Origin of the sequence: Stutzerimonas stutzeri SDM-LAC (genome assembly GCF_000235745.1) — a bacterium.
GTDB lineage: Bacteria > Pseudomonadota > Gammaproteobacteria > Pseudomonadales > Pseudomonadaceae > Stutzerimonas > Stutzerimonas stutzeri_H.
Window position 1 is genome coordinate 1 of the sequence record NZ_AGSX01000114.1, and the last position, 18,833, is coordinate 18,833.

The window sequence follows — 18,833 nt, forward strand, 5'->3', positions numbered from 1 at the left end:
GCGCAACCATCCCCTCTCCCCGCTGGGGAGAGGGTTAGGGTGAGGGGAAAGCGGCCCACACCGAGTGCCAAGCCGCACACCGGAGCGGCTCTGGAGCATGAACTCCAGGCTTACAGGAGCAAGGACCGCAGTTAAACGATGCATCAAATGGCGAGCAGGCTCGCTGCAACACAAGTACGCGCCGTGACGCACATCGAATCGACAGGAGAAACCATGAAAACCAAAGCCATGCTGACCCAGACCGAAGTGACCACCATCCTGGCCGCCGCGCGCAGCGAAGCGCAGAACAACGGCTGGGCCGTAACCATCGTGGTCGCCGACGACGGCGGCCACCCGCTGGCGCTGGAACGTCTGGACGGCTGTGCGCCGATCGCCTCCTACATCGCCACCGAAAAGGCGCGCAGCGCCGCGGTGGGTCGTCGCGAGACCAAGGGCTACGAAGACATGGTCAACGGCGGGCGCAACGCGTTCCTGTCCGCGCCGGTGGTCTGCTCGCTGGAAGGTGGCGTCCCGGTGATCGTCGACGGGCAGGTGATCGGTTCGGTCGGTGTCTCCGGCGTGACCGCCGCTCAGGATGCACAGGTCGCCAAGGCCGGCGTTGCCGCTGTCGCCAACTGATTCGGAGAAGGAGAAAGACATGACCGAGCGCGTAACCCTGGGCCGCCTGCAAGTGGCGGCCAACCTGCAACGCTTTATCGAAGACGAAGTTCTGCCGGGCACCGGCGTCGAGGCAGAAGCCTTCTGGAAGGGCTTCGATCAGCTGGTTCACGACCTGGCACCGAAGAACCGCGCTCTGCTGGCCGAGCGCGACCGCCTGCAGGTCGAGCTGGACAACTGGCACCGCAGCAATCCCGGCCCGATCACCGACATGCCGGCTTACCGCCGCTTCCTCGAGTCCATCGGCTACCTGCAGCCCGAGCCGGGCGATGTGAAAATCAGCACCAGCAACGTCGACAGCGAAATCGCCACCCAGGCCGGCCCGCAGCTGGTCGTGCCCATCGGCAATGCCCGCTACGCGCTGAACGCCGCTAACGCCCGCTGGGGCTCGCTGTATGACGCGCTCTACGGCACCGATGCGATCAGTGAAGAGAACGGCGCGCAGAAGGGTCCGGGCTATAACGAAGTCCGTGGCGCCAAGGTGATCGCCTTCGCACGCAACTTCCTCGATCAGGCCGCGCCGCTGGCTGAGGGCAGCCATGCCGATTCGGTCAGCTACCGCGTGCAGGATGGCCAGCTCAAGGTCACGCTGGAAAACGGCAGTTTCACCGGCCTGAAGCAGCCGGAAAAATTTGTCGGCTATCAGGGCGAAGCCGTCGAGCCGACCGCGATTCTGCTGAAGAACAACGGCCTGCATGTTGAGATCCAGATCGATCCGAACAGCCCGATTGGCCAGACTGATGCCGCTGGCGTCAAGGATCTGCTGGTCGAAGCCGCTGTCACCACCATCATGGACTGCGAGGATTCCACTGCCGCGGTCGACGCCGACGATAAGGTGCTGGTCTATCGCAACTGGCTGGGCCTGATGAAAGGCGATCTGGTTGAAGATCTCGAGAAGGGCGGCAAGCGCATCACCCGTCGTCTCAACGCCGACCGCGAATACACCGCGGCCGACGGCTCGAACCTGACGCTGCACGGCCGCTCGCTGTTGTTCATCCGCAACGTCGGTCACCTGATGACCAACCCGGCGATCATCGACGGCGAAGGCCACGAGATTCCCGAAGGCATCATGGACGGCGTGGTCACCAGCCTGATCGCCAAGCATGACCAGCAGCGAAAGGGCAACTCACGCACCGGCTCGATGTATATCGTCAAGCCGAAGATGCACGGGCCGGCCGAAGTGGCGTTCACCGACGAGCTGTTCGGTCGCGTCGAGGACCTGATCGGTCTGCCGCGCTATACCCTCAAGGTCGGCATCATGGACGAGGAGCGTCGCACCAGCGTCAACCTCAAGGCCTGTATCGGCGCTGCGAAGAATCGCGTTGCCTTTATCAACACCGGCTTCCTCGACCGCACCGGTGATGAGATGCACACCATCATGGAAGCTGGCGCCGTGCTGCGTAAGGGCGACATGAAGAGCACCGCCTGGATCCAGGCCTACGAGCGCAACAACGTGCTGGTGGGTCTGAATTGCGGCCTGCGTGGCAAGGCGCAGATTGGCAAGGGCATGTGGGCCATGCCGGACCTGATGGCCGCCATGCTCGAGCAGAAGATCGCGCACCCCAAGGCTGGCGCCAACACCGCTTGGGTGCCATCGCCGACCGGTGCCACGCTGCATGCGCTGCATTACCACCAGGTCGACGTGCAGGCCGTTCAGGCCGAGCTGGAAAAGATCGATCTGGCGGGTGAGCGCGACAAGCTGACCAATGACCTGCTGACCATTCCGGTCGCGCCGGAGCGCAACTGGTCGGCCGCGGAAATCCAGCAGGAACTGGACAACAACTGCCAGGGCATCCTCGGTTACGTGGTGCGTTGGGTCGAGCAGGGCGTTGGTTGCTCCAAGGTGCCGGACATCCATGATGTCGGCCTGATGGAAGACCGCGCCACGCTGCGGATCTCCAGCCAGCACCTGGCCAACTGGCTGCACCACGGTGTGGTCGACGAGCCGCAGGTTCGCGAAACGCTGGAGCGCATGGCCAAGGTGGTCGACCAGCAGAACGCGGGCGATTCGGCCTACCGTCCAATGGCGGGCAACTATGCTCAGTCAGCAGCGTTCCAGGCGGCCTGTGATCTGGTGTTCAAGGGTCGCGAGCAGCCGAGCGGATACACCGAGCCGCTGCTGCATGCCTGGCGTCAGCGCTTCAAGCAGCAGGCCGGTTGAGCGGTATTAGCCGGACAGTCGGCGGTCAGCATTTGCTGATCACCGACGTGATTTGACGAGCCCCGGGCGCCTTTCAGCGCTCGGGGCTTTCGAGCAAGAGGGGCCGGCCAACGTGACCCGTTGGTCAGTCGCTCAGGCTGATGTGGCGCTCATATCGGCCATGCGTGGGACCGGGCTTTCCCGGATAGAAGCGGTCCACAACAAAAAACAAGGAACCCAACAATGAGTCAGACACTGCTGTCCATACTGGCCTTCGTGCCGCTGGTGCTGGCGGGGGTACTGCTGATCGGCTTTCGCTGGCCGGCCAAGTACGCAATGCCGCTGGTTTTCGTGCTCACTGCGTTGATCGGCCTTCTGGCTTGGGACATGACCTTCAACCGGGTCCTGGCTTCCACGCTGCAAGGGCTGATTCTGACTGCCGCGATCCTCTGGATCATCTTCGGCGCCATCCTTCTTCTCAATACGCTCAAGCACTCCGGGGGCATCGCGTCGATTCGTCGGGGCTTCGCCAACGTGAGCCCGGACAAGCGCGTACAGGTGCTGATCGTGGCCTGGCTGTTTGGTTGCTTCATCGAAGGCGCCTCGGGCTTCGGTACGCCGGCTGCGGTCGCTGCGCCGCTGCTGGTCGCGCTGGGCTTCCCCGCGCTGACGGCGGTTGTGCTGGGCATGATGGTGCAATCCACGCCGGTATCCTTCGGTGCCGTGGGGACGCCGATTCTGGTGGGTGTCGCCGGTGGTCTGGACCAGGCCACGCTCGGTGGCCAACTGGCTACCGTGGGCAGCAACTGGGACGTGTTCTTCCAGCTGATCTACTCCCGCGTGGCGATCATCCATGCGCTGTGCGGCATTCTCATGCCGCTGATCATGATCTGCATCATGACGCGCTTCTTCGGCCGCAACCGCTCCTGGAGCGAAGGGCTGGCGATGGCTCCGTTCGCCATTTTCACCGGTCTGGCGTTCGTCATCCCTTACGCCGCTGCCGGTGTGTTCCTCGGCCCGGAATTCCCATCGATGATCGGCGCGCTGGTCGGCCTGGCCATCGTGGTTCCGGCGGCGAAGGCTGGCTTCCTGCTGCCCAAGACCAGCTGGGACTTCGCCCCGGCTAGCGAGTGGCCGGTGGAGTGGATGGGCAAGATCGAGATGAAGATCGATGACGTCGCTGGACGCACACCGATCTCCGTACCGATGGCCTGGGCACCGTACCTGCTGCTGGCGATCTTCCTGGTGATGTCGCGGATTTTCCCGCAGCTCAAAGCGGCGCTGATGTCGGTCAGCTTCGGCTGGAAGGACATCCTTGGTGAAACCGGCGTCTCAGGAACCCTGGAGCCGCTGTATCTGCCGGGCGGGATTCTCTGCATGGTGGTGCTGGTGACGTTCTTCCTGCATCGGATGAAGGCTGCTCAGCTGGGTGCCGCTATCGCCGAATCGAGCAAGACGCTGCTCGGCGCCGGCTTCGTGCTGATCTTCACCATCCCGATGGTGCGAATCCTGATCAACTCGGGCGTCAACGGCTCCGATCTGGTCTCGATGCCGGTGGCCATGGCGCAGCTGGTGGCCAACAGTGTGGGCGGTGTCTATCCGTTCTTCTCGCCTGCGGTCGGCGCGCTGGGGGCCTTCATTGCTGGCTCCAACACCGTGTCCAACCTGATGCTCTCGCAGTTCCAGTACAACACTGCCGGGCTGCTGGGGATTTCCGGCGCGCTGATGGTGGCGCTGCAATCGGTGGGTGCGGCGGCGGGCAACATGATCGCCATTCACAACGTGGTAGCGGCTTCGGCCACGGTTGGCTTGCTGGGGCGCGAAGGCATCACGCTGCGCAAGACCATGCTGCCGACCCTGTACTACCTCGTGCTGGCCGGAAGCATCGGTCTGATCGGCTTCTACGTGATGGGAATCAGCGATCCGCTGGTGGGAATAGCGACCGCCAGTTGATGGTGGCGTGAACCCGGACGGGCGGCTCAGGCCGCCCGTTTTGTTTGTCCGGAAAATATTTACCGGCCCGCGGTCTATCACCAGGCTGCCGGCGTTTGGCGGATCGCGGTGTTCTGGTATAGCGTGCAGCGCACGCGAGACTGATCGAGGTGAGTGATGAAAAAGTGGCAATGCGTGGTATGCGGATTCATCTATGACGAAGCCGAGGGCTGGCCGGACGACGGCATCGCTCCGGGCACCGCCTGGGAGGATGTGCCGGAAGACTGGCTGTGCCCCGACTGCGGCGTCGGCAAGATTGACTTCGAAATGGTCGCGATCGGCTGATATGAACGAATCGAACGATACAAAGCTGCCTCTGGTGATCATCGGTACCGGGCTGGCCGGCTACAACCTCGCCCGTGAATTTCGCAAGTTCGACAGCGAGACGCCGCTGCTGCTGATCACCGCGGATGACGGTCGCTCCTATTCCAAGCCTATGCTCTCGACCGGTTTCGCCATGAACAAGGATGCCGACGCGCTCGGCATGACGGTCGCGGGGCCGATGGCGATTCAGCTCAACGCCGAGATTCGTACCCATACGAGGGTGACGCGCCTCGATCCGGCCAATCGCCGCGTCTGGATCGGCAACGAGCCCGTGCCCTACCGCGATCTGGTGATCGCCTGGGGCGCGCAGACGATCAACGTGCCCGTTGCCGGTGATGCGCAGGATGCGATCTTCCCGATCAACGATCTGCTCGATTACGGCCGTTTCCGCGAGGCGGCAAAGGGCAAGCGCCGCGTGCTAATCCTCGGTGCGGGGCTGATTGGCTGCGAGTTTGCCAATGACCTGTTGCAGGGTGGCTATGAAGTGGAACTGGTGGCGCCCTGTGAGCAGATCATGCCGTCCCTGCTGCCGGTCGAATCGGCCGCGGCGGTGCAGCGCGGGTTGGAATCGCTGGGCGCGCGTTTCCATCTCGGTCCGGTACTCGAGCGGCTGGATCGCGAAAATGACCGGCTGCAGGCGCAGCTGTCAGATGGTCAGCGAATCCAATGCGATCTGGTGGTCAGTGCCGTGGGTTTGCGCCCGCGTACCGAGCTGGCCGAAGCCGCGGGTCTGCGGGTCGGCCGTGGCATCGAAGTCGATCGGCTGCTGCAGACTTCACTGGAGCACGTTTACGCTCTGGGCGATTGTGCCGAGGTGGAGGGGCTCAACCTGCTGTATGTGATGCCGCTGATGAGTGGCGTCCGTGCGCTGGCCAGAACCCTCACCGGCCAGCCGACGCCTGTCACTTACGGACCCATGCCGATCACGGTGAAGACGCCGATCTGCCCGTTGGTGGTTTCACCACCAGCAGCAGGCAGCAATGGCAGCTGGAGCGTCGAGGGTGAAGGCAATGATCTGACGGCGTTGTTTCAGGATCGCGAAGGCCGCCTGCTGGGCTACGCCCTGACCGGAACGGCCGTGCAGCAGCGTCTGGCACTCAATAAGCAATTGCCGCCGGTGTTGGCGGAACTGCCTCAGGTTCTGTCGTTAAAGTCTTCGCATTGATTCGGCAAAGCACTGGCGAGGACTGGCGCGAGTGCTAGCAGCGTGCCATGCTCCGTTGATCCGCTGGTGTGCAGCCTAGAGCTGCTGCAGCGGTATGGAATGCTGCTCGGAGAGCAGCAAACAAAAAAAACAATAAAGATGTAGAGGCTATCTATGCGCAAACCGGAACTCGCAGCCGCTATCGCCGAAAAGGCCGATCTCACCAAGGATCAGGCCAACCGAGTACTCAACGCCGTACTGGATGAAATCACCAACGCACTGAACCGCAAGGACAGTGTTACCCTGGTGGGTTTCGGCACCTTCTTGCAACGACACCGCGGGGCCCGTACGGGCAAGAACCCGCAGACGGGTCAACCCGTCACCATCAAGGCCAGCAACACTGTGGCTTTCAAGCCGGGAAAGATGCTGAAAGACGCGATCAATTAAAGTCGCGCCGCCCGGGGCCACCCAGGCTCCGGGTCAGCCTGACTGAACGGTCCACTCCAGACCCCTCTGTTCTCCTGCTTTCACCGCACAGACCAGCCGCTACAATGCCGTTTTTCCCGCCAACAGTCGGTCAACCATGAAATTTCGCTTTCTTCTCTGGATGCTTGGTCGCTTGATGGCCAAGGCCAGCCGCAACAATCCTGACTTCCAGAATCAACTCGGCGACAAGGATCTGACCTTCCAGCTGCACACCCTCGACGGCAAGGTGGCCCGGCATTACGTCGTCAAGGACCAGCGCGTCACCAGCCATGGCGGCGCTGCAGCTGAACCTGCCTTCGCCATCGGCTTCAAGGACGGCGCCTACGGTTTCGACACCATGAACGCGAAGAACAAGCAGCTCGCGTTTATGCAGGGCATTCAAAACAAAGACATTCAGATCCAGGGCAACCCCGCGCTGGTGATGTGGTTTCAGGGCCTGACGAAGTATTTGAAGCCGCGGAAGAAGAAGCCGGAAGCGGCGTGATCCGACGGTTTTTGCCTGCCCGGCGAGGCGCCGTTACCTCCGGTTGATCGGCGGCGCGTCTGCAGTTGGTCGGCACAAGCAATGCCCGCCGAGCCAGCCGGCGACTATTGCTGCTGCGCCATCCATACGCGGGCTTCGTTCAACAACCAGTCACGAAAAGCATTCATAGCCGCCGACTCCACCCGCCGTTCGGGGATCATCAGGTGGTAAGCCTGGCCCTCGCGACGGTACGAGTGTGGGTGCGCAATCACCAGGCGCCCCTCCGCCAGCTCTCGCTGGATCAGGAAGGGCGGGATCAGCGCGACACCCATCTGATGTTCGGCAGCCTGAGCCAGCATCGAGAACAGCTCCAGTCGCGGCCCGGTCATGTCCCGCGCGACCTTCAGCCCCAGCGAGTCGAACCACTGCCGCCAGGCATAGGGGCGCGTGGTCTGCTGCAGCAACGGCATCTCGGCGATGGCGTGAGGTTCCAGTCGATCCCCGCAGTTCAGCAGTGCCGGGCTGCAGACCGGTAGAGAATTTTCCGGCATGAGCGCATGCGCAACGGTTCCGGACCATTCGCCATCGCCGAAATAGATCGCCGCATCAAAATCGGTGTCGGCAAAGAGGAAAGGGCGGGTGCGGTTAGTCAGATTGACCGTTATTTCGGGGTGTAGCGTCTGGAACTGATGCATTCGCGGCAATAGCCATTGAGTGCCGAAGGTCGGCACCAGCGCCAGCTCGATGGTTTGGGCGCCCTGCTGGCCCATCACTGACAATGTATCGCGTTCCACCGCATCGAGTTGAGTGGCGACTCGTCGCGCATAGGACTGGCCGGCCTCGGTCAGCTTCACGCCGCGGCGAGAGCGACGGAACAGTTCCAGCCCGAGAAATTCTTCGAGGCCGCCGATCTGCCGGCAAATGGCGCTTTGGGTCAGCGCCAGCTCTTCAGCGGCGCGAGTGAAGCTCTGGTGGCGTGCTGCCGCTTCGAAGGCAATAAGCGCGGCGGTGCTAGGAATTTTGCGGCGCATTATGCGGTCACCTCACTAATATCGGTGCAAATACGGCCTTAAGCATACTTTGTAGTGCGCAAATCGCACAGGTCATTGCGGATTACTCGTTTGCGATCGAAGGATTCAGCTTCTAGGATCAACCCATCCGAATGCTGTATCGGGCCTCTCGCCCGGTTCACCGTCTACGACAAGAGGACCACCCATGGCCGGCAAAGCAAGCTTCAACTGGATCGACCCGCTGCTGCTCGATCAGCAGCTCACCGATGAAGAGCGGATGGTGCGCGACAGCGCCCAGCAGTTCGCGGCCGACAAGCTGGCGCCTCGCGTGCTCGAAGCCTTCCGCCATGAGCGCACCGACGCGGCGATCTTTCGTGAGATGGGCGACACCGGCTTGCTCGGCGCAACCATTCCTGAAGCCTACGGCGGCAGCGGGCTGAACTACGTCTGCTACGGCCTGATTGCTCGTGAGGTCGAGCGCATTGACTCCGGCTATCGCTCGATGATGAGCGTGCAATCTTCGCTGGTGATGGTGCCAATCAACGAGTTTGGTAATGAAGAAACCAAGCAGAAGTACCTGCCCAAGCTGGCCAGCGGCGAATACATCGGCTGCTTCGGCCTGACCGAGCCGAACCACGGCTCCGATCCGGGCTCGATGGTCACCCGGGCGAAGAAGGTCGACGGCGGCTATCGCCTGTCTGGCGCCAAGATGTGGATCACCAACAGCCCTATCGCCGATGTCTTCGTGGTCTGGGCGAAGGACGACGAGGGCGCCATTCGCGGCTTCGTGCTGGAAAAGGGCTGGGAAGGGCTGTCCGCACCGGCGATTCACGGCAAGGTCGGCCTGCGCGCCTCGATCACTGGTGAAATCGTCATGGACAATGTGTTCTGCCCGGAAGAGAACGCGTTCCCGGACGTGCGCGGCCTGCGCGGTCCGTTTACCTGCCTGGATTCCGCCCGGTACGGCATCAGCTGGGGCGCGTTAGGCGCCGCCGAGTTCTGCTGGCACACCGCGCGCCAGTACACCTTGGACCGCCAGCAGTTTGGCCGTCCGCTGGCTGCCAATCAGTTGATCCAGAAGAAGCTAGCCGACATGCAGACCGAGATCACCCTAGCCCTGCAAGGCTGCCTGCGCCTCGGGCGGATGAAGGACGAAGGCACCGCGGCGGTGGAAATTACCTCGATCATGAAGCGCAACAGCTGCGGCAAGGCCTTGGACGTCGCGCGTCTGGCCCGCGACATGCTCGGTGGCAACGGCATCAGCGACGAGTTCGGCGTGGCGCGGCATCTGGTCAACCTTGAGGTGGTCAATACCTACGAAGGCACCCACGATGTGCACGCGCTGATCCTGGGTCGCGCTCAGACGGGTATCCAGGCGTTCTTCTAAGCGGGACGCTGACCGACCTAAACACCGACATCGCTGTAGGGTGGATGACGCTCTTTCATCCACCTTCACCCTGCACCGGTGGATGGATAAAGCGTCAGCTACGCGCCCCGATCCACCCTACGTTTTCCTCGCCCTGCTGCAGGCTGCATTTCCTCTGGCGCGGCGATCACATCCTGAGGCTTAGTCCATGTCCGGCGCCCTTTCCCATATCCGCGTCCTCGATCTGTCGCGTGTGCTTGCCGGCCCCTGGGCCGGGCAGATTCTCGGCGACCTGGGCGCCGAGGTGATCAAGATCGAGCGCCCCCGCACGGGCGATGACACCCGTCACTGGGGGCCACCGTATCTCAAGGATGCGCAGGGCGAGAACACATCGGAAGCCGCATACTACCTCTCGGCCAACCGTAACAAGCAGTCGCTCACGCTGGATTTCACCCAACCCGAAGGCCAGCGGATCATCCGCGAACTGGTGACGCAGTGCGACGTGCTGCTGGAGAACTTCAAGGTGGGCGGGTTGGCCGCTTACGGGCTGGATTACGAAAGCCTCAGGGCGATCAACCCGCGGCTGATCTATTGCTCGATCACCGGTTTCGGCAGCGACGGGCCTTATGCCCAGCGTGCTGGGTACGACTTCATGATTCAGGGGCTCGGTGGCCTGATGAGCCTGACCGGGCGTGCCGAAGGTGAAGAGGGCGCCGGGCCGGTCAAGGTCGGCGTGGCGCTGACCGATATCCTCACAGGCTTGTACGCTACCGTTGGCGTGCTCGCCGCGCTCAACCATCGCGAGCAGAGCGGAATCGGTCAGCATGTCGAATTGGCGCTGCTCGACGTGCAGGTCGCCTGCCTGGCCAACCAGGCGATGAATTATCTGACCACTGGTGTGGCACCCAAACGCATGGGCAACGCGCATCCGAACATCGTGCCGTATCAGGACTTCCCCACCGCTGACGGCGACATCATTCTCACCGTGGGCAACGATGGGCAGTTCCGCAAGTTCGCCGAGGTCGCCGGGCGCCCCGAATGGGCCGATGATCCGCGCTTCGCCAGCAACAAGGCGCGCGTCGCCCATCGTCATGAACTGGTGCCAATGATCCGCCAGGTCACGGTGTTCCGCACCACAGCCGAATGGGTGGCGACGCTGGAGCAGGCCGGGGTGCCTTGCGGGCCAATCAACGATCTGGCGCAGGTGTTTGCCGACCCGCAGGTGCAGGCGCGTGGGTTGCATGTCGAAATGCCGCATCTATTGGCGGGAAGTGTGCCGCAGGTGGCCAGTCCGATCCGTCTTTCCGAAACGCCGGTTGAATACCGCAAGGCGCCGCCATTGCTCGGTGAGCACAGTGAAGCAGTGCTGCACGGATTGCTCGGCCTGAGCTTCGAGAAGATCCTTTCCCTGCGCCAGTCAGGCGTGATCTGATCCTTGCGCGCCTGAACTCTCGAGACGCTTGGCTATCCTTATTTCTGTACTCTGAATTTTGGATGGACGAGCGAATCATGCAGACGCAGCGTTATCGAATCACCGGACAGCTAATGGCTGTCGTGTTCATGTCCTGGCTGTTGGCCGGCTGCGGCATCAATAACATCCCCCAATACGACGAGCAGGTGAAGTCGGCCTGGTCTCAGGTGGAAAACCAGTACCAGCGCCGCGCCGATCTCATTCCCAATCTGGTCGAGACGGTCAAGGGCTTCGCCCGCCAGGAACAGGAAACCCTGACTGCAGTTACCGAGGCGCGCTCGAAGGCAACGTCGATCCAGATCAGTGCCGATGACCTGGACGATCCGCAGAAAATGCAGCAGTTTCAGCAGGCGCAGAGTCAGCTGACCGGCGCCCTGAGCCGATTGATGGCGGTCTCCGAGCGTTACCCCGATCTCAAGTCCAACCAGAACTTCCTAGCGCTGCAGTCGCAGCTCGAAGGCACCGAGAACCGTATTGCCGTGGCACGCCGTGACTTCATCGCCGCGGTTGAGCGTTACAACACCGAGATCCGCACGTTCCCCGGGCGTATCTGGCACACCCTGATGTACAGCGACATGCCGATCCGCGAGAACTTCGAGGCCACTGCGGAGAACGCTGAACAAGCGCCGCAAGTGCAGTTTCAATGACCTTCAGGTTCCCACTGATCCTGGCCCTATTGTTTTGGGCCAGTGGCCTGGCCGCTCAGCAAGCCGAATTGCCGGGGCTGACCGGCAGGGTGGTTGATCAGGCCGAGCTGCTCGATACGCAGGCCGAAGCGCGTCTGACCAGCATGCTCGCCGCTCACGAGGAGGCCACCAGTGAGCAGGTCGTGGTGGTTACCGTGCCTGATCTGCAGGGGCGCGGTATTGAGGAGTTCGGCGTTCAGTTGGGCCGGGAATGGGGCATCGGTCAAAAGGGCGAAGACAACGGCGCTCTGCTGATCGTCGCTCGCGATGACCGCAAGATCCGCATCGAGGTGGGCTACGGGCTTGAGGGACGGCTGACCGATGCCCAATCGTCGGTGATCATCAACCGGATCATCACGCCCGCCTTCCGCGAGGGCGATTTTACCCGCGGTATTACCGAGGGCGCCGCGGCAATGATCCAGGTACTGGGCGGCGATCCACTGCGCACCGCTGACATGCGTCCGGCAATGCCAATGGGCGCGCAGGAGCCGGGTGGCCTTGGCATTCTCGGCTTCTTCCTGATGTTGGTGGCGATCTTCGTGATCGGTGGCGGCCGCGGTGGCCGTGGCGGCGGACGTGGCGCCGGCCGCGCGCTATTGCTGGGCGCCTTGCTCGGTGGGATGGGCCGCGGTGGCGGAGGTGGCTTTGGCGGAGGCGGCGGTTTCGGCGGTGGCGGCGGCGGCTTTGGGGGCGGTGGTGCCTCCGGTGGCTGGTAACAAGCACACTGAGCCCGACGGGATACTCCGCAGCGGTAAAACCATCAGATCAGAACGACGAGAGCCTCATCAATAACGGATATGCAATGACCCTTTTGAGCGAAAGCGAGCTGCAGCAAGTGGCCGAGGCGATAGGCCGCGTTGAACGCAATACTGACGCCGAGCTGGTAACGGTGCTGGCAGCGCAGGCGGATGACTATCGCTATATCCCGTTGCTATGGGCGAGCCTGATCTCGCTGCTGGTGCCCGGCGCGTTGCTGTTCTTCAGCGGCTGGCTGGCCGCCTGGCAGCTGCTGTTGGTGCAATGGCTGACCTTTATCGTACTCGCGGTGATATTCCGTATCCCCAAGCTAACCAGTCGGTTGATCCCGCGCTCGGTCCGCCACTGGCGGGCTTGCAACCTGGCACGGCGTCAGTTCATCGAACTGAACCTTCACCACACGGACGACGGTACCGGCATGCTGATCTTCGTCTCCGAAGCCGAGCGTTATGTGGAGATTCTGGTTGATCGGGGGATTTCCAGCCGCATCGATAACAGCGCTTGGGAATCGATCGTCGAGACTTTCACCCACGACGTGCGCAACGGCAAGGTGCTGGATGGGTTTCTCGGATGCATCGAAGCCTGTGGCTTGCTGCTCTCGCAGCATGTACCGGCGACCCACGAGCGCAACGAGCTGCCGAACCATTTGGTGGTGCTGCCTTAGCCTTAAAAAGGGATGTCAGCGGCGCCGGCATCCCTCTCGGTTCAGGCCACGCTGCGCTGTCGAGCAAGCAACTCGCGTTCACGCTGCAGGCCGCGAACCAGGCTGCTCTGATCGCTGCGACGAGCCGCGGCAATCAGTGTCTGGTCGATCAGGTCACGTTGCGCGTGGCTACCGCCGAACACGTGGGCCTGGCTGCGAACTGACCGCAACAGCTCGACGCAACGGCCATAGCGGCCCTCGACGAATGCCACCGCCGCTTCCACCGTTGGCCTGCCGATCAGCTGGGTGAAGCGTGCGTTGTCATCGTCGCTATGGCAGGCACGCTGTTGTGCTTCTCGCAGCTGGCCGAGCAATTCTTCGCGGCCGCTGCAGGCAAAGGCCATCGCCGCGTGAAAATCGTTGAAGGCATAACGGCCATCCTCGGCCATCGCCGCCCAGCGTTCGGCAACGCCCGCCCAACGGTTGCCCACATCGACCCCACGTAATTGCAGGCGCCACAGCATCGAGCTGGCATCGATCAGCTCCAGTGCGAGAGTGCCTTGATGGCCGTCGATCGGCCCATCGAAGAGCGCCAGCACTGTGTCGAAGTCGTCCTGCTCCAGGTAATGCAGCGCCAGGTGCCACCAGTTATGCACGGCGAGCATGCTGTCCTGTTGCCAGGCCGGATTGCCACGCATCCAGGCGATGCCTTCCTCGCGGCGGCCCTGCATTTCCAACACGTGGGCGACGGCATGCTGCGCCCAGGCATCGTCGGGCTGCAGCGACACCGCTTCGCGGCCAATCCGCTCGCCGTGACGATAGTCGCCTGTTTCCTCCAATCCGAACGCGTACATGCCGAGCACGGCGTGATAGCCGGGAACGGCCGCTGACCAGTCCGGCAAAGCGCGGGCGATACGGTCGCGCAGCATGCGGGCATCGCCGGTGAAGAAGTCCAGTTGATGGCCTGCCTGCAAGGACAGCAGGTCATGAGGGTAATCGAGGCTGAGGTCTTCAAGCGTGCGTCCCGATGCGTGCCAGCGCCCAGCGATCAGCAGTTGCAGGGCCTGTATATGGCGCGCCTCGCGGTCGTTTCGCGGCAGTGCCCGGGCCTGCTCCAGCGATGCTTGCGCAACCGGTATAGCGGCCGCTTCGGTGCCCAGTAGATAGAGCCAGGCATGCAGGATGTGGCCCATCACCAGTTCAGGGGAAGCCTCGAGAGCGGCTTCAGTGCTCGCCAGCGAATCGGTGCGCAGGCAGCGAAACTGCGCGAGGGCCTGGTCGAGCAGGACCTGCGCCTGGCCATTGCAGCCGGTCAGTTGGTAGCCATGTGCGTCTTTCATTGTTCTATGCTCCATGAGTCCAGTTCGTTGGCAGGTGCCAACGGAGCCTATAGTCGAGGGGGCAGGCGAGTCGGACTAAAGTCATCCTGGAAACAAAACGGCCATTTCCGCCATGACACGCTTAGATCATGCTGAAAGCCTGTCACCCTTGACCGTCGCCCTCCTGGCGACGCCGGACAGCACGGCCTCGACCTTGTTCGGCCTCTACGATTTATTGTTAGGCACCCGCCGCGATTGGCAGCAGCTGATCAACCAGACCGACGTCGAATCACCCTTTCTCCCGCTGATCATCAGCCGCGACGGGCAACCGCTGCGGGCATACAACGATGTCCCGATTCAGCCTCACACCAGCCTTGGCAACGCGCCGCCGGTCGATGTGGTGATCGTCAGCAACCTGGCGATCAGTCCGTTCGAGCCCCTGGATGACCGCTACGACCAGGAAGCGCAATGGATGCGTGAGCGTTACGAGGCAGGCGCGACGCTGGCCTCGGCCTGTTCGGGGGCGATACTGCTGGCCCGTACCGGCTTGCTGAAAGGCTGCGAAGGCATCTCGCACTGGGGGTATTGCGACTGCCTGCGCCGCGAATATCCCGAGGTCCACTGGCAGCCGGATAAGGCGTTGGTGACCGCGGGGATCGGCCAGCGGCTGGTCATGTCAGGCAGCGGCAGCAGCTGGCACGCGTTGGGGCTGTTTCTTATCGCCCGCTTCATTGGCGCGAGAGAGGCCATGGAGGTCGCCAGGAATGAACCTGGGATGCGACCAGCCCGCTTGCCTACGCCGCGATGATGCGCACCGGCCAGCTCGCCGATCCGGTCATTGCGCGCTGTCAGGAATGGGCTGCGCAGCATTACGACGGCGAAGCGCCGGTGGCGGCGATGGTGCGGATCAGCGGCTTGCAGGAGCGAACCTTTCAACGCCGCTTCGCCCAGGCCACCGGGCTGTCGCCTCTGGATTATGTGCACACCCTGCGGCTGGAGGAGGCCAAACAATTGCTGGAAAGCGGTGACCTTCCAGTTGAAGCCATCGCCTGGGAGGTCGGCTATCAGGACGCCGGGTTCTTCGGCCGACTGTTCCGGCGCAAGGTAGGCCTGACGCCGGCGCAGTACCGCCGACGCTTCGGTGTGTTGGCGCGACGCTTGGCCGGCGTGGCGACGCAGACCGCCGCTGTCGGTGCGCATTGAGCGGGTTGACGGCCGACGGCGGGTGCCGACTGTCGCCCTTGACGACGCGCCACCCAGGACGGTGGCGCTGGTTTCAATAATCGCTTCAGCCCGAGGGCGGGCGCCGGGCTCAGAGCATGCCCGGACCGTCGTCCTCGGGTTGCTCCACCGGCGCCAGATCGAGGAACTCGTTGTTCTCCATGGCGCTGGCGGCCACCCGGTCGATGCTGCTCATGGCGTGACCGATGATCGAGCTGACGCTGGCTTCGTGATGATGCTCGGGCAGGCGCTCAATGGCTGCGAGGACTTCTTCTCCCGGCACGGTTTCCTCGGCTAGCAGCTTGTCAGCGATCTCATCCAGTGCCGGCTTGAGCCGCTGCAGCAGGGCCATGCATTCCCGATCGAGCTGCTTGAGTAGGTTGTCGGCCGCCCGGATGGATTCGCCGGAATCGAACTCGATGTGCGCGTCGCGCACCGCCTGCAGGCTGAGCAGCGAACCGTTAGGCCCCATCCCCAGCGCGCCAACCATTGACAACGCGATCTTCGAGGCTTCCTGCAAGTCCTGACCGGCACCGGAGGAGACTTCGTGGAAATACAGCTGCTCGGCGCCGCGGCCGGCCAGCAGCATCTGGATGCGGTTGCGCAGCTCGGATTCCATGTGCAGACGCTTGTCTTCGACAGGCGTTACCAGGGTCACGCCCAGCGCCTGGCCACGCGGCAATATGGTGACTTTCTCTACTCGACCGGTTTTCAGCGCAGCGGCGACCAGCGCATGGCCGGCTTCGTGCACGGCGATGCGTTTGCGATCAGTGGCCGACATCGGCGTGACACCCGAAGGCTGCTCGCCGATACGGCAGGTTTCCACGGCATCGACAAAGTGCGCCATGGTGACTGTCTTCGCGGCGCCTCGTGCGGCGAGCAGTGCCGCATGATTGGCGATATAGGCGATGGCGGCGGGCGTCAGACCAACGGTGTTGCGCGCCAGCTGGGCGAAATCCAGGTCCTGCTCGGCGCGGATCTTCGCTGCGTACAGGCGAAACAGCGCTTCGCGGTCGTTCAGTCCCGGCAGGCCGACGGCGATTGAGCGGTCGAAGCGGCCTTCGCGTACCAGCGCCGGATCCAATGAATTAGGGAAGTTGGTGGCGCCCAGTACCAGCACGCCGCTGGCACCGTCGAACCCATCCATCTCGGCGAGGAACTGGTTGATGATGCGGTTGCTCTCGGCATCGCTGGAGCGCTGCTGCTCGGCGCGTTTGCCGATGCCGTCGATCTCATCGATGAAAATGATGCACGGTGCCTGCTTGCGGGCGGTACGAAACAGCGCCTTGACCTTCTGAATGCCCACCCCGAAGTACATGGAGGAGAAGTCGCTACCGGTCACCTGAATGAAGCTGGCGTCGGACTCTGTGGCCAGGGCCTTGGCCAGCTGGGTCTTGCCGGTGCCGGGTTCGCCGGTCAGCAATACGCCCTTGGGTGGGCGGGCGCCCAGCGCCGCATAGGCGGCCGGGTCGCGCAGATAGCTGGTGACATCGGTGAGCGCCTGCTTGGCTTCGCTGGCGCCGATCACGTCGGCAAAGCTGATGCCGCTACCCTTGCGCTGTACCTGGAAGGCCTGGCTCTTGATCGCCAGATACGTCAGCGCGCCGACCAGCAGCAGGATAAATGGCGCGTAGGGCAGTACGCCCTTGTACCAGGGTGTCTCGGCGTCCGTCTCGAATAGCGTCAGCGGGAAAAGCTGGCCTTCGCTGCTGGCGTACTGATCGAGCAACAGCTGGGCAACACGCCCGGACTGATCAGGCACCCAATAGTGCAGCCCGTCTTGCAGGCTGATGTACACCGCATCTTTGCCCAGCGCTGCGCTGGCGATCGAGGCGCCACGCAAGTCGCCCATCAATACGGAAAGATCACGGCGATTGGCTTGCCAGGGGTCGGTTGACTCCTGCAGGGCTTCGAGCATGCTCGCCGCAGCGCCAGTCGCTGGCGTTGACGGAGCGGTTGGCCGCAACTGCCAGTAGGCGATACATGCGGCAATCAGCAACAACATGAAAATGGCGAGCACAGGGCCGCGGCGACCTTGTAGCAGACGTGGTGTTTTCATTTCACATCCAATCGGGACAGCCCGATGTTTCGACAAACAACCGCCGAGGGCGGACCACAGTTGTTCGCGGGAAAGCCCCGCGGCGCCAATTGCGTGGCGCAGCACAGTACGGGCGCGTTGGATGCGATTTATATGCCGGACTGCGAATCGGGTTGCTGGACTCCGATAGCCGGCGAGAATACGGCAAGTGCCACCATGCGAGCGGCTGCGCGACGAATGGCACGCTGGTTTTCGACGAATGACCGGTTGGTCGTGGAACGAAGCGGCTAGCGAAAGGACGCGCTGAGGCGCTGGTCGAAAGACGATCCGCGGCTCCATCAGACGCTATCGTCGGGAGCTGCGCTTGTGGCTGTGGCATCACGATACGGTGAACTACCTGAGTTATGACTTCGGGGCTTGTCGACGGGGCCCGATGGCTGCCTGGCAAGGTGAAAGGCCCAAACGGGGAGCGCTATTGTTGCTTTGACCGAGGCCGCTCGATGCGCCACGAAAGGCTGGATTTGCCTGTAAAAACAAGCCGTTCCGATGAGTGGCCTGCTAGACGTCGGCTGCTCCGCGCAAAGGGCGCCGATTCGTAGTAAATAGCCTGGCTTTTCGTACCCAGAGCACTACCCGCACCATGTCCACCCTGACCGAGTTGGCGCAGCAGATTGCCGCGCTCTATCCATTGCAAGACAAGACCGCAGGCAAGCGTTACCGCATCGTCAGCCAGCTGGCAGGCATGACGGAGCTGGAGGAGATCGGCGGCATGCCGCGCTACGTCGATACCTGCCAACTCGACGACAAGGCGCTATGGGAGGGTCGCGTCGCCAGTTGATAAAAGCCGTGAGGCCGTCAGTTGGCAGTAGCGGTAGAGGGCTGCCGAAATCCTGCGATATTGCCTGACCGGGCTGCTCCGGCCTGAGGTGGCGGTCGCGCAGGTGCAACCCGGACGACAGGAACAGCGTGAAGAGATCGGCATCGAGATGGCGACGATCGCGCAGCCGCGCAAGAATGCCGAGCGACTCGCTCAGCGGCTTGGCCTTCCTGTACGGGCGATCACAGGCGGTCAGCGCCTCGAAGATGTCGGCGATGGCCATGCTTCGCGCCGACCGAA

Annotated in this window: 18 protein-coding genes and 1 pseudogene; 15 read left to right on the plus strand and 4 right to left on the minus strand. The window is 62.8% G+C overall.

Annotated elements, in window-relative coordinates; all coding sequences use genetic code 11:
- Positions 1–213 precede the first annotated feature (213 nt).
- From PSTU_RS0111540 to PSTU_RS0111570, 7 genes are all read left to right on the plus strand, one after another.
- Complete coding sequence (locus PSTU_RS0111540) at positions 214–618, plus strand: heme-binding protein (RefSeq protein WP_019341182.1); 405 nt, start codon at positions 214–216, stop codon at positions 616–618.
- 19 nt (positions 619–637) lie between these two features.
- Positions 638–2,818, plus strand: a complete 2,181-nt coding sequence (locus tag PSTU_RS0111545) for a malate synthase G (RefSeq protein ID WP_019341183.1) — start codon at positions 638–640, stop codon at positions 2,816–2,818.
- A gap of 222 nt (positions 2,819–3,040) precedes the next feature.
- Positions 3,041–4,750 carry an L-lactate permease gene (locus tag PSTU_RS0111550; RefSeq protein ID WP_019341184.1) on the plus strand — a complete coding sequence of 570 codons (1,710 nt, stop codon included), beginning with the start codon at positions 3,041–3,043 and terminating at the stop codon, positions 4,748–4,750.
- A gap of 156 nt (positions 4,751–4,906) precedes the next feature.
- Positions 4,907–5,074 carry a rubredoxin gene (locus PSTU_RS0111555; protein WP_019341185.1) on the plus strand — a complete coding sequence of 56 codons (168 nt, stop codon included), beginning with the start codon at positions 4,907–4,909 and terminating at the stop codon, positions 5,072–5,074.
- Between the two features lies 1 nt (position 5,075).
- On the plus strand, positions 5,076–6,278 hold the full coding sequence (locus tag PSTU_RS0111560; protein WP_019341186.1) for an NAD(P)/FAD-dependent oxidoreductase: 1,203 nt from the start codon (positions 5,076–5,078) through the stop codon (positions 6,276–6,278).
- Positions 6,279–6,431: 153 nt separating this feature from the next.
- Positions 6,432–6,704, plus strand: coding sequence for an HU family DNA-binding protein (locus tag PSTU_RS0111565; RefSeq protein ID WP_019341187.1), 273 nt, complete (start codon positions 6,432–6,434; stop codon positions 6,702–6,704).
- A gap of 136 nt (positions 6,705–6,840) precedes the next feature.
- Positions 6,841–7,227 (plus strand): hypothetical protein, encoded by a 387-nt coding sequence (locus tag PSTU_RS0111570; protein WP_019341188.1) that lies wholly within the window; start codon positions 6,841–6,843, stop codon positions 7,225–7,227.
- Between the two features lie 104 nt (positions 7,228–7,331).
- Here PSTU_RS0111570 and PSTU_RS0111575 read toward each other — a convergent pair whose 3' ends face one another.
- Entirely contained in the window at positions 7,332–8,237 is a 906-nt protein-coding gene (locus PSTU_RS0111575) for a LysR family transcriptional regulator (protein ID WP_019341189.1), read from the minus strand.
- 184 nt (positions 8,238–8,421) lie between these two features.
- Here PSTU_RS0111575 and PSTU_RS0111580 point away from each other — a divergent pair, with 184 nt between their 5' ends.
- The 5 genes from PSTU_RS0111580 to PSTU_RS0111600 all read left to right on the plus strand — a co-directional run bounded on the left by PSTU_RS0111580 (position 8,422) and on the right by PSTU_RS0111600 (position 13,159).
- Positions 8,422–9,603 carry an acyl-CoA dehydrogenase gene (locus PSTU_RS0111580; RefSeq protein ID WP_019341190.1) on the plus strand — a complete coding sequence of 394 codons (1,182 nt, stop codon included), beginning with the start codon at positions 8,422–8,424 and terminating at the stop codon, positions 9,601–9,603.
- 187 nt (positions 9,604–9,790) lie between these two features.
- Complete coding sequence (locus tag PSTU_RS0111585) at positions 9,791–11,014, plus strand: CaiB/BaiF CoA transferase family protein (protein WP_019341191.1); 1,224 nt, start codon at positions 9,791–9,793, stop codon at positions 11,012–11,014.
- A 77-nt stretch (positions 11,015–11,091) separates the two neighbouring features.
- Positions 11,092–11,700 (plus strand): LemA family protein, encoded by a 609-nt coding sequence (locus tag PSTU_RS0111590; RefSeq protein ID WP_036993105.1) that lies wholly within the window; start codon positions 11,092–11,094, stop codon positions 11,698–11,700.
- The gene (locus PSTU_RS0111595; RefSeq protein WP_019341193.1) at positions 11,697–12,455 is read left to right on the plus strand and encodes a TPM domain-containing protein; all 759 of its coding nucleotides are present in this window, start codon (positions 11,697–11,699) and stop codon (positions 12,453–12,455) included. Before PSTU_RS0111590 ends, PSTU_RS0111595 begins: the two co-directional genes overlap by 4 nt.
- 86 nt (positions 12,456–12,541) lie before the next feature.
- Positions 12,542–13,159 carry a TPM domain-containing protein gene (locus PSTU_RS0111600; RefSeq protein ID WP_019341194.1) on the plus strand — a complete coding sequence of 206 codons (618 nt, stop codon included), beginning with the start codon at positions 12,542–12,544 and terminating at the stop codon, positions 13,157–13,159.
- Positions 13,160–13,200: 41 nt separating this feature from the next.
- On the opposite strand, the gene PSTU_RS0111605 is transcribed toward PSTU_RS0111600, so the two are convergent.
- Positions 13,201–14,478 (minus strand): tetratricopeptide repeat protein, encoded by a 1,278-nt coding sequence (locus PSTU_RS0111605; RefSeq protein ID WP_019341195.1) that lies wholly within the window; start codon positions 14,476–14,478, stop codon positions 13,201–13,203.
- Positions 14,479–14,590: 112 nt separating this feature from the next.
- Here PSTU_RS0111605 and PSTU_RS22040 point away from each other — a divergent pair, with 112 nt between their 5' ends.
- Both PSTU_RS22040 and PSTU_RS22045 read left to right on the plus strand, forming a co-directional pair.
- Positions 14,591–15,265, plus strand: coding sequence for a hypothetical protein (locus PSTU_RS22040; RefSeq protein WP_237709861.1), 675 nt, complete (start codon positions 14,591–14,593; stop codon positions 15,263–15,265).
- Positions 15,265–15,660, plus strand: a complete 396-nt coding sequence (locus PSTU_RS22045) for a helix-turn-helix domain-containing protein (protein ID WP_237709862.1) — start codon at positions 15,265–15,267, stop codon at positions 15,658–15,660. Before PSTU_RS22040 ends, PSTU_RS22045 begins: the two co-directional genes overlap by 1 nt.
- Positions 15,661–15,769: 109 nt before the next feature.
- Here the strand turns inward: PSTU_RS22045 and PSTU_RS0111615 are convergent, their stop codons facing one another.
- Positions 15,770–17,737 carry an AAA family ATPase gene (locus tag PSTU_RS0111615; protein ID WP_019341196.1) on the minus strand — a complete coding sequence of 656 codons (1,968 nt, stop codon included), beginning with the start codon at positions 17,735–17,737 and terminating at the stop codon, positions 15,770–15,772.
- A gap of 619 nt (positions 17,738–18,356) precedes the next feature.
- On the opposite strand from PSTU_RS0111615, the gene PSTU_RS0111620 reads away from it, so the two are divergent.
- Positions 18,357–18,554, plus strand: coding sequence for a hypothetical protein (locus PSTU_RS0111620; protein WP_019341197.1), 198 nt, complete (start codon positions 18,357–18,359; stop codon positions 18,552–18,554).
- A gap of 145 nt (positions 18,555–18,699) precedes the next feature.
- Here the strand turns inward: PSTU_RS0111620 and PSTU_RS22285 are convergent.
- Positions 18,700–18,816: pseudogene (locus PSTU_RS22285) on the minus strand (hypothetical protein); the annotation flags it as partial.
- Positions 18,817–18,833: the final 17 nt, after the last annotated feature.

Bases quoted from the DNA above. Each gene is read 5' to 3' on its own strand.
- PSTU_RS0111540 (WP_019341182.1), top strand. From the start codon at position 214: ATGAAAACCAAAGCCATGCTGACCCAGACCGAAGTGACCACCATCCTG.
- PSTU_RS0111545 (WP_019341183.1), top strand. From the start codon at position 638: ATGACCGAGCGCGTAACCCTGGGCCGCCTGCAAGTGGCGGCCAACCTG.
- PSTU_RS0111550 (WP_019341184.1), top strand. From the start codon at position 3,041: ATGAGTCAGACACTGCTGTCCATACTGGCCTTCGTGCCGCTGGTGCTG.
- PSTU_RS0111555 (WP_019341185.1), top strand. From the start codon at position 4,907: ATGAAAAAGTGGCAATGCGTGGTATGCGGATTCATCTATGACGAAGCC.
- PSTU_RS0111560 (WP_019341186.1), top strand. From the start codon at position 5,076: ATGAACGAATCGAACGATACAAAGCTGCCTCTGGTGATCATCGGTACC.
- PSTU_RS0111565 (WP_019341187.1), top strand. From the start codon at position 6,432: ATGCGCAAACCGGAACTCGCAGCCGCTATCGCCGAAAAGGCCGATCTC.
- PSTU_RS0111570 (WP_019341188.1), top strand. From the start codon at position 6,841: ATGAAATTTCGCTTTCTTCTCTGGATGCTTGGTCGCTTGATGGCCAAG.
- PSTU_RS0111575 (WP_019341189.1), bottom strand. From the start codon at position 8,237: ATGCGCCGCAAAATTCCTAGCACCGCCGCGCTTATTGCCTTCGAAGCG.
- PSTU_RS0111580 (WP_019341190.1), top strand. From the start codon at position 8,422: ATGGCCGGCAAAGCAAGCTTCAACTGGATCGACCCGCTGCTGCTCGAT.
- PSTU_RS0111585 (WP_019341191.1), top strand. From the start codon at position 9,791: ATGTCCGGCGCCCTTTCCCATATCCGCGTCCTCGATCTGTCGCGTGTG.
- PSTU_RS0111590 (WP_036993105.1), top strand. From the start codon at position 11,092: ATGCAGACGCAGCGTTATCGAATCACCGGACAGCTAATGGCTGTCGTG.
- PSTU_RS0111595 (WP_019341193.1), top strand. From the start codon at position 11,697: ATGACCTTCAGGTTCCCACTGATCCTGGCCCTATTGTTTTGGGCCAGT.
- PSTU_RS0111600 (WP_019341194.1), top strand. From the start codon at position 12,542: ATGACCCTTTTGAGCGAAAGCGAGCTGCAGCAAGTGGCCGAGGCGATA.
- PSTU_RS0111605 (WP_019341195.1), bottom strand. From the start codon at position 14,478: ATGAAAGACGCACATGGCTACCAACTGACCGGCTGCAATGGCCAGGCG.
- PSTU_RS22040 (WP_237709861.1), top strand. From the start codon at position 14,591: ATGACACGCTTAGATCATGCTGAAAGCCTGTCACCCTTGACCGTCGCC.
- PSTU_RS22045 (WP_237709862.1), top strand. From the start codon at position 15,265: ATGCGCACCGGCCAGCTCGCCGATCCGGTCATTGCGCGCTGTCAGGAA.
- PSTU_RS0111615 (WP_019341196.1), bottom strand. From the start codon at position 17,737: ATGAAAACACCACGTCTGCTACAAGGTCGCCGCGGCCCTGTGCTCGCC.
- PSTU_RS0111620 (WP_019341197.1), top strand. From the start codon at position 18,357: ATGTCCACCCTGACCGAGTTGGCGCAGCAGATTGCCGCGCTCTATCCA.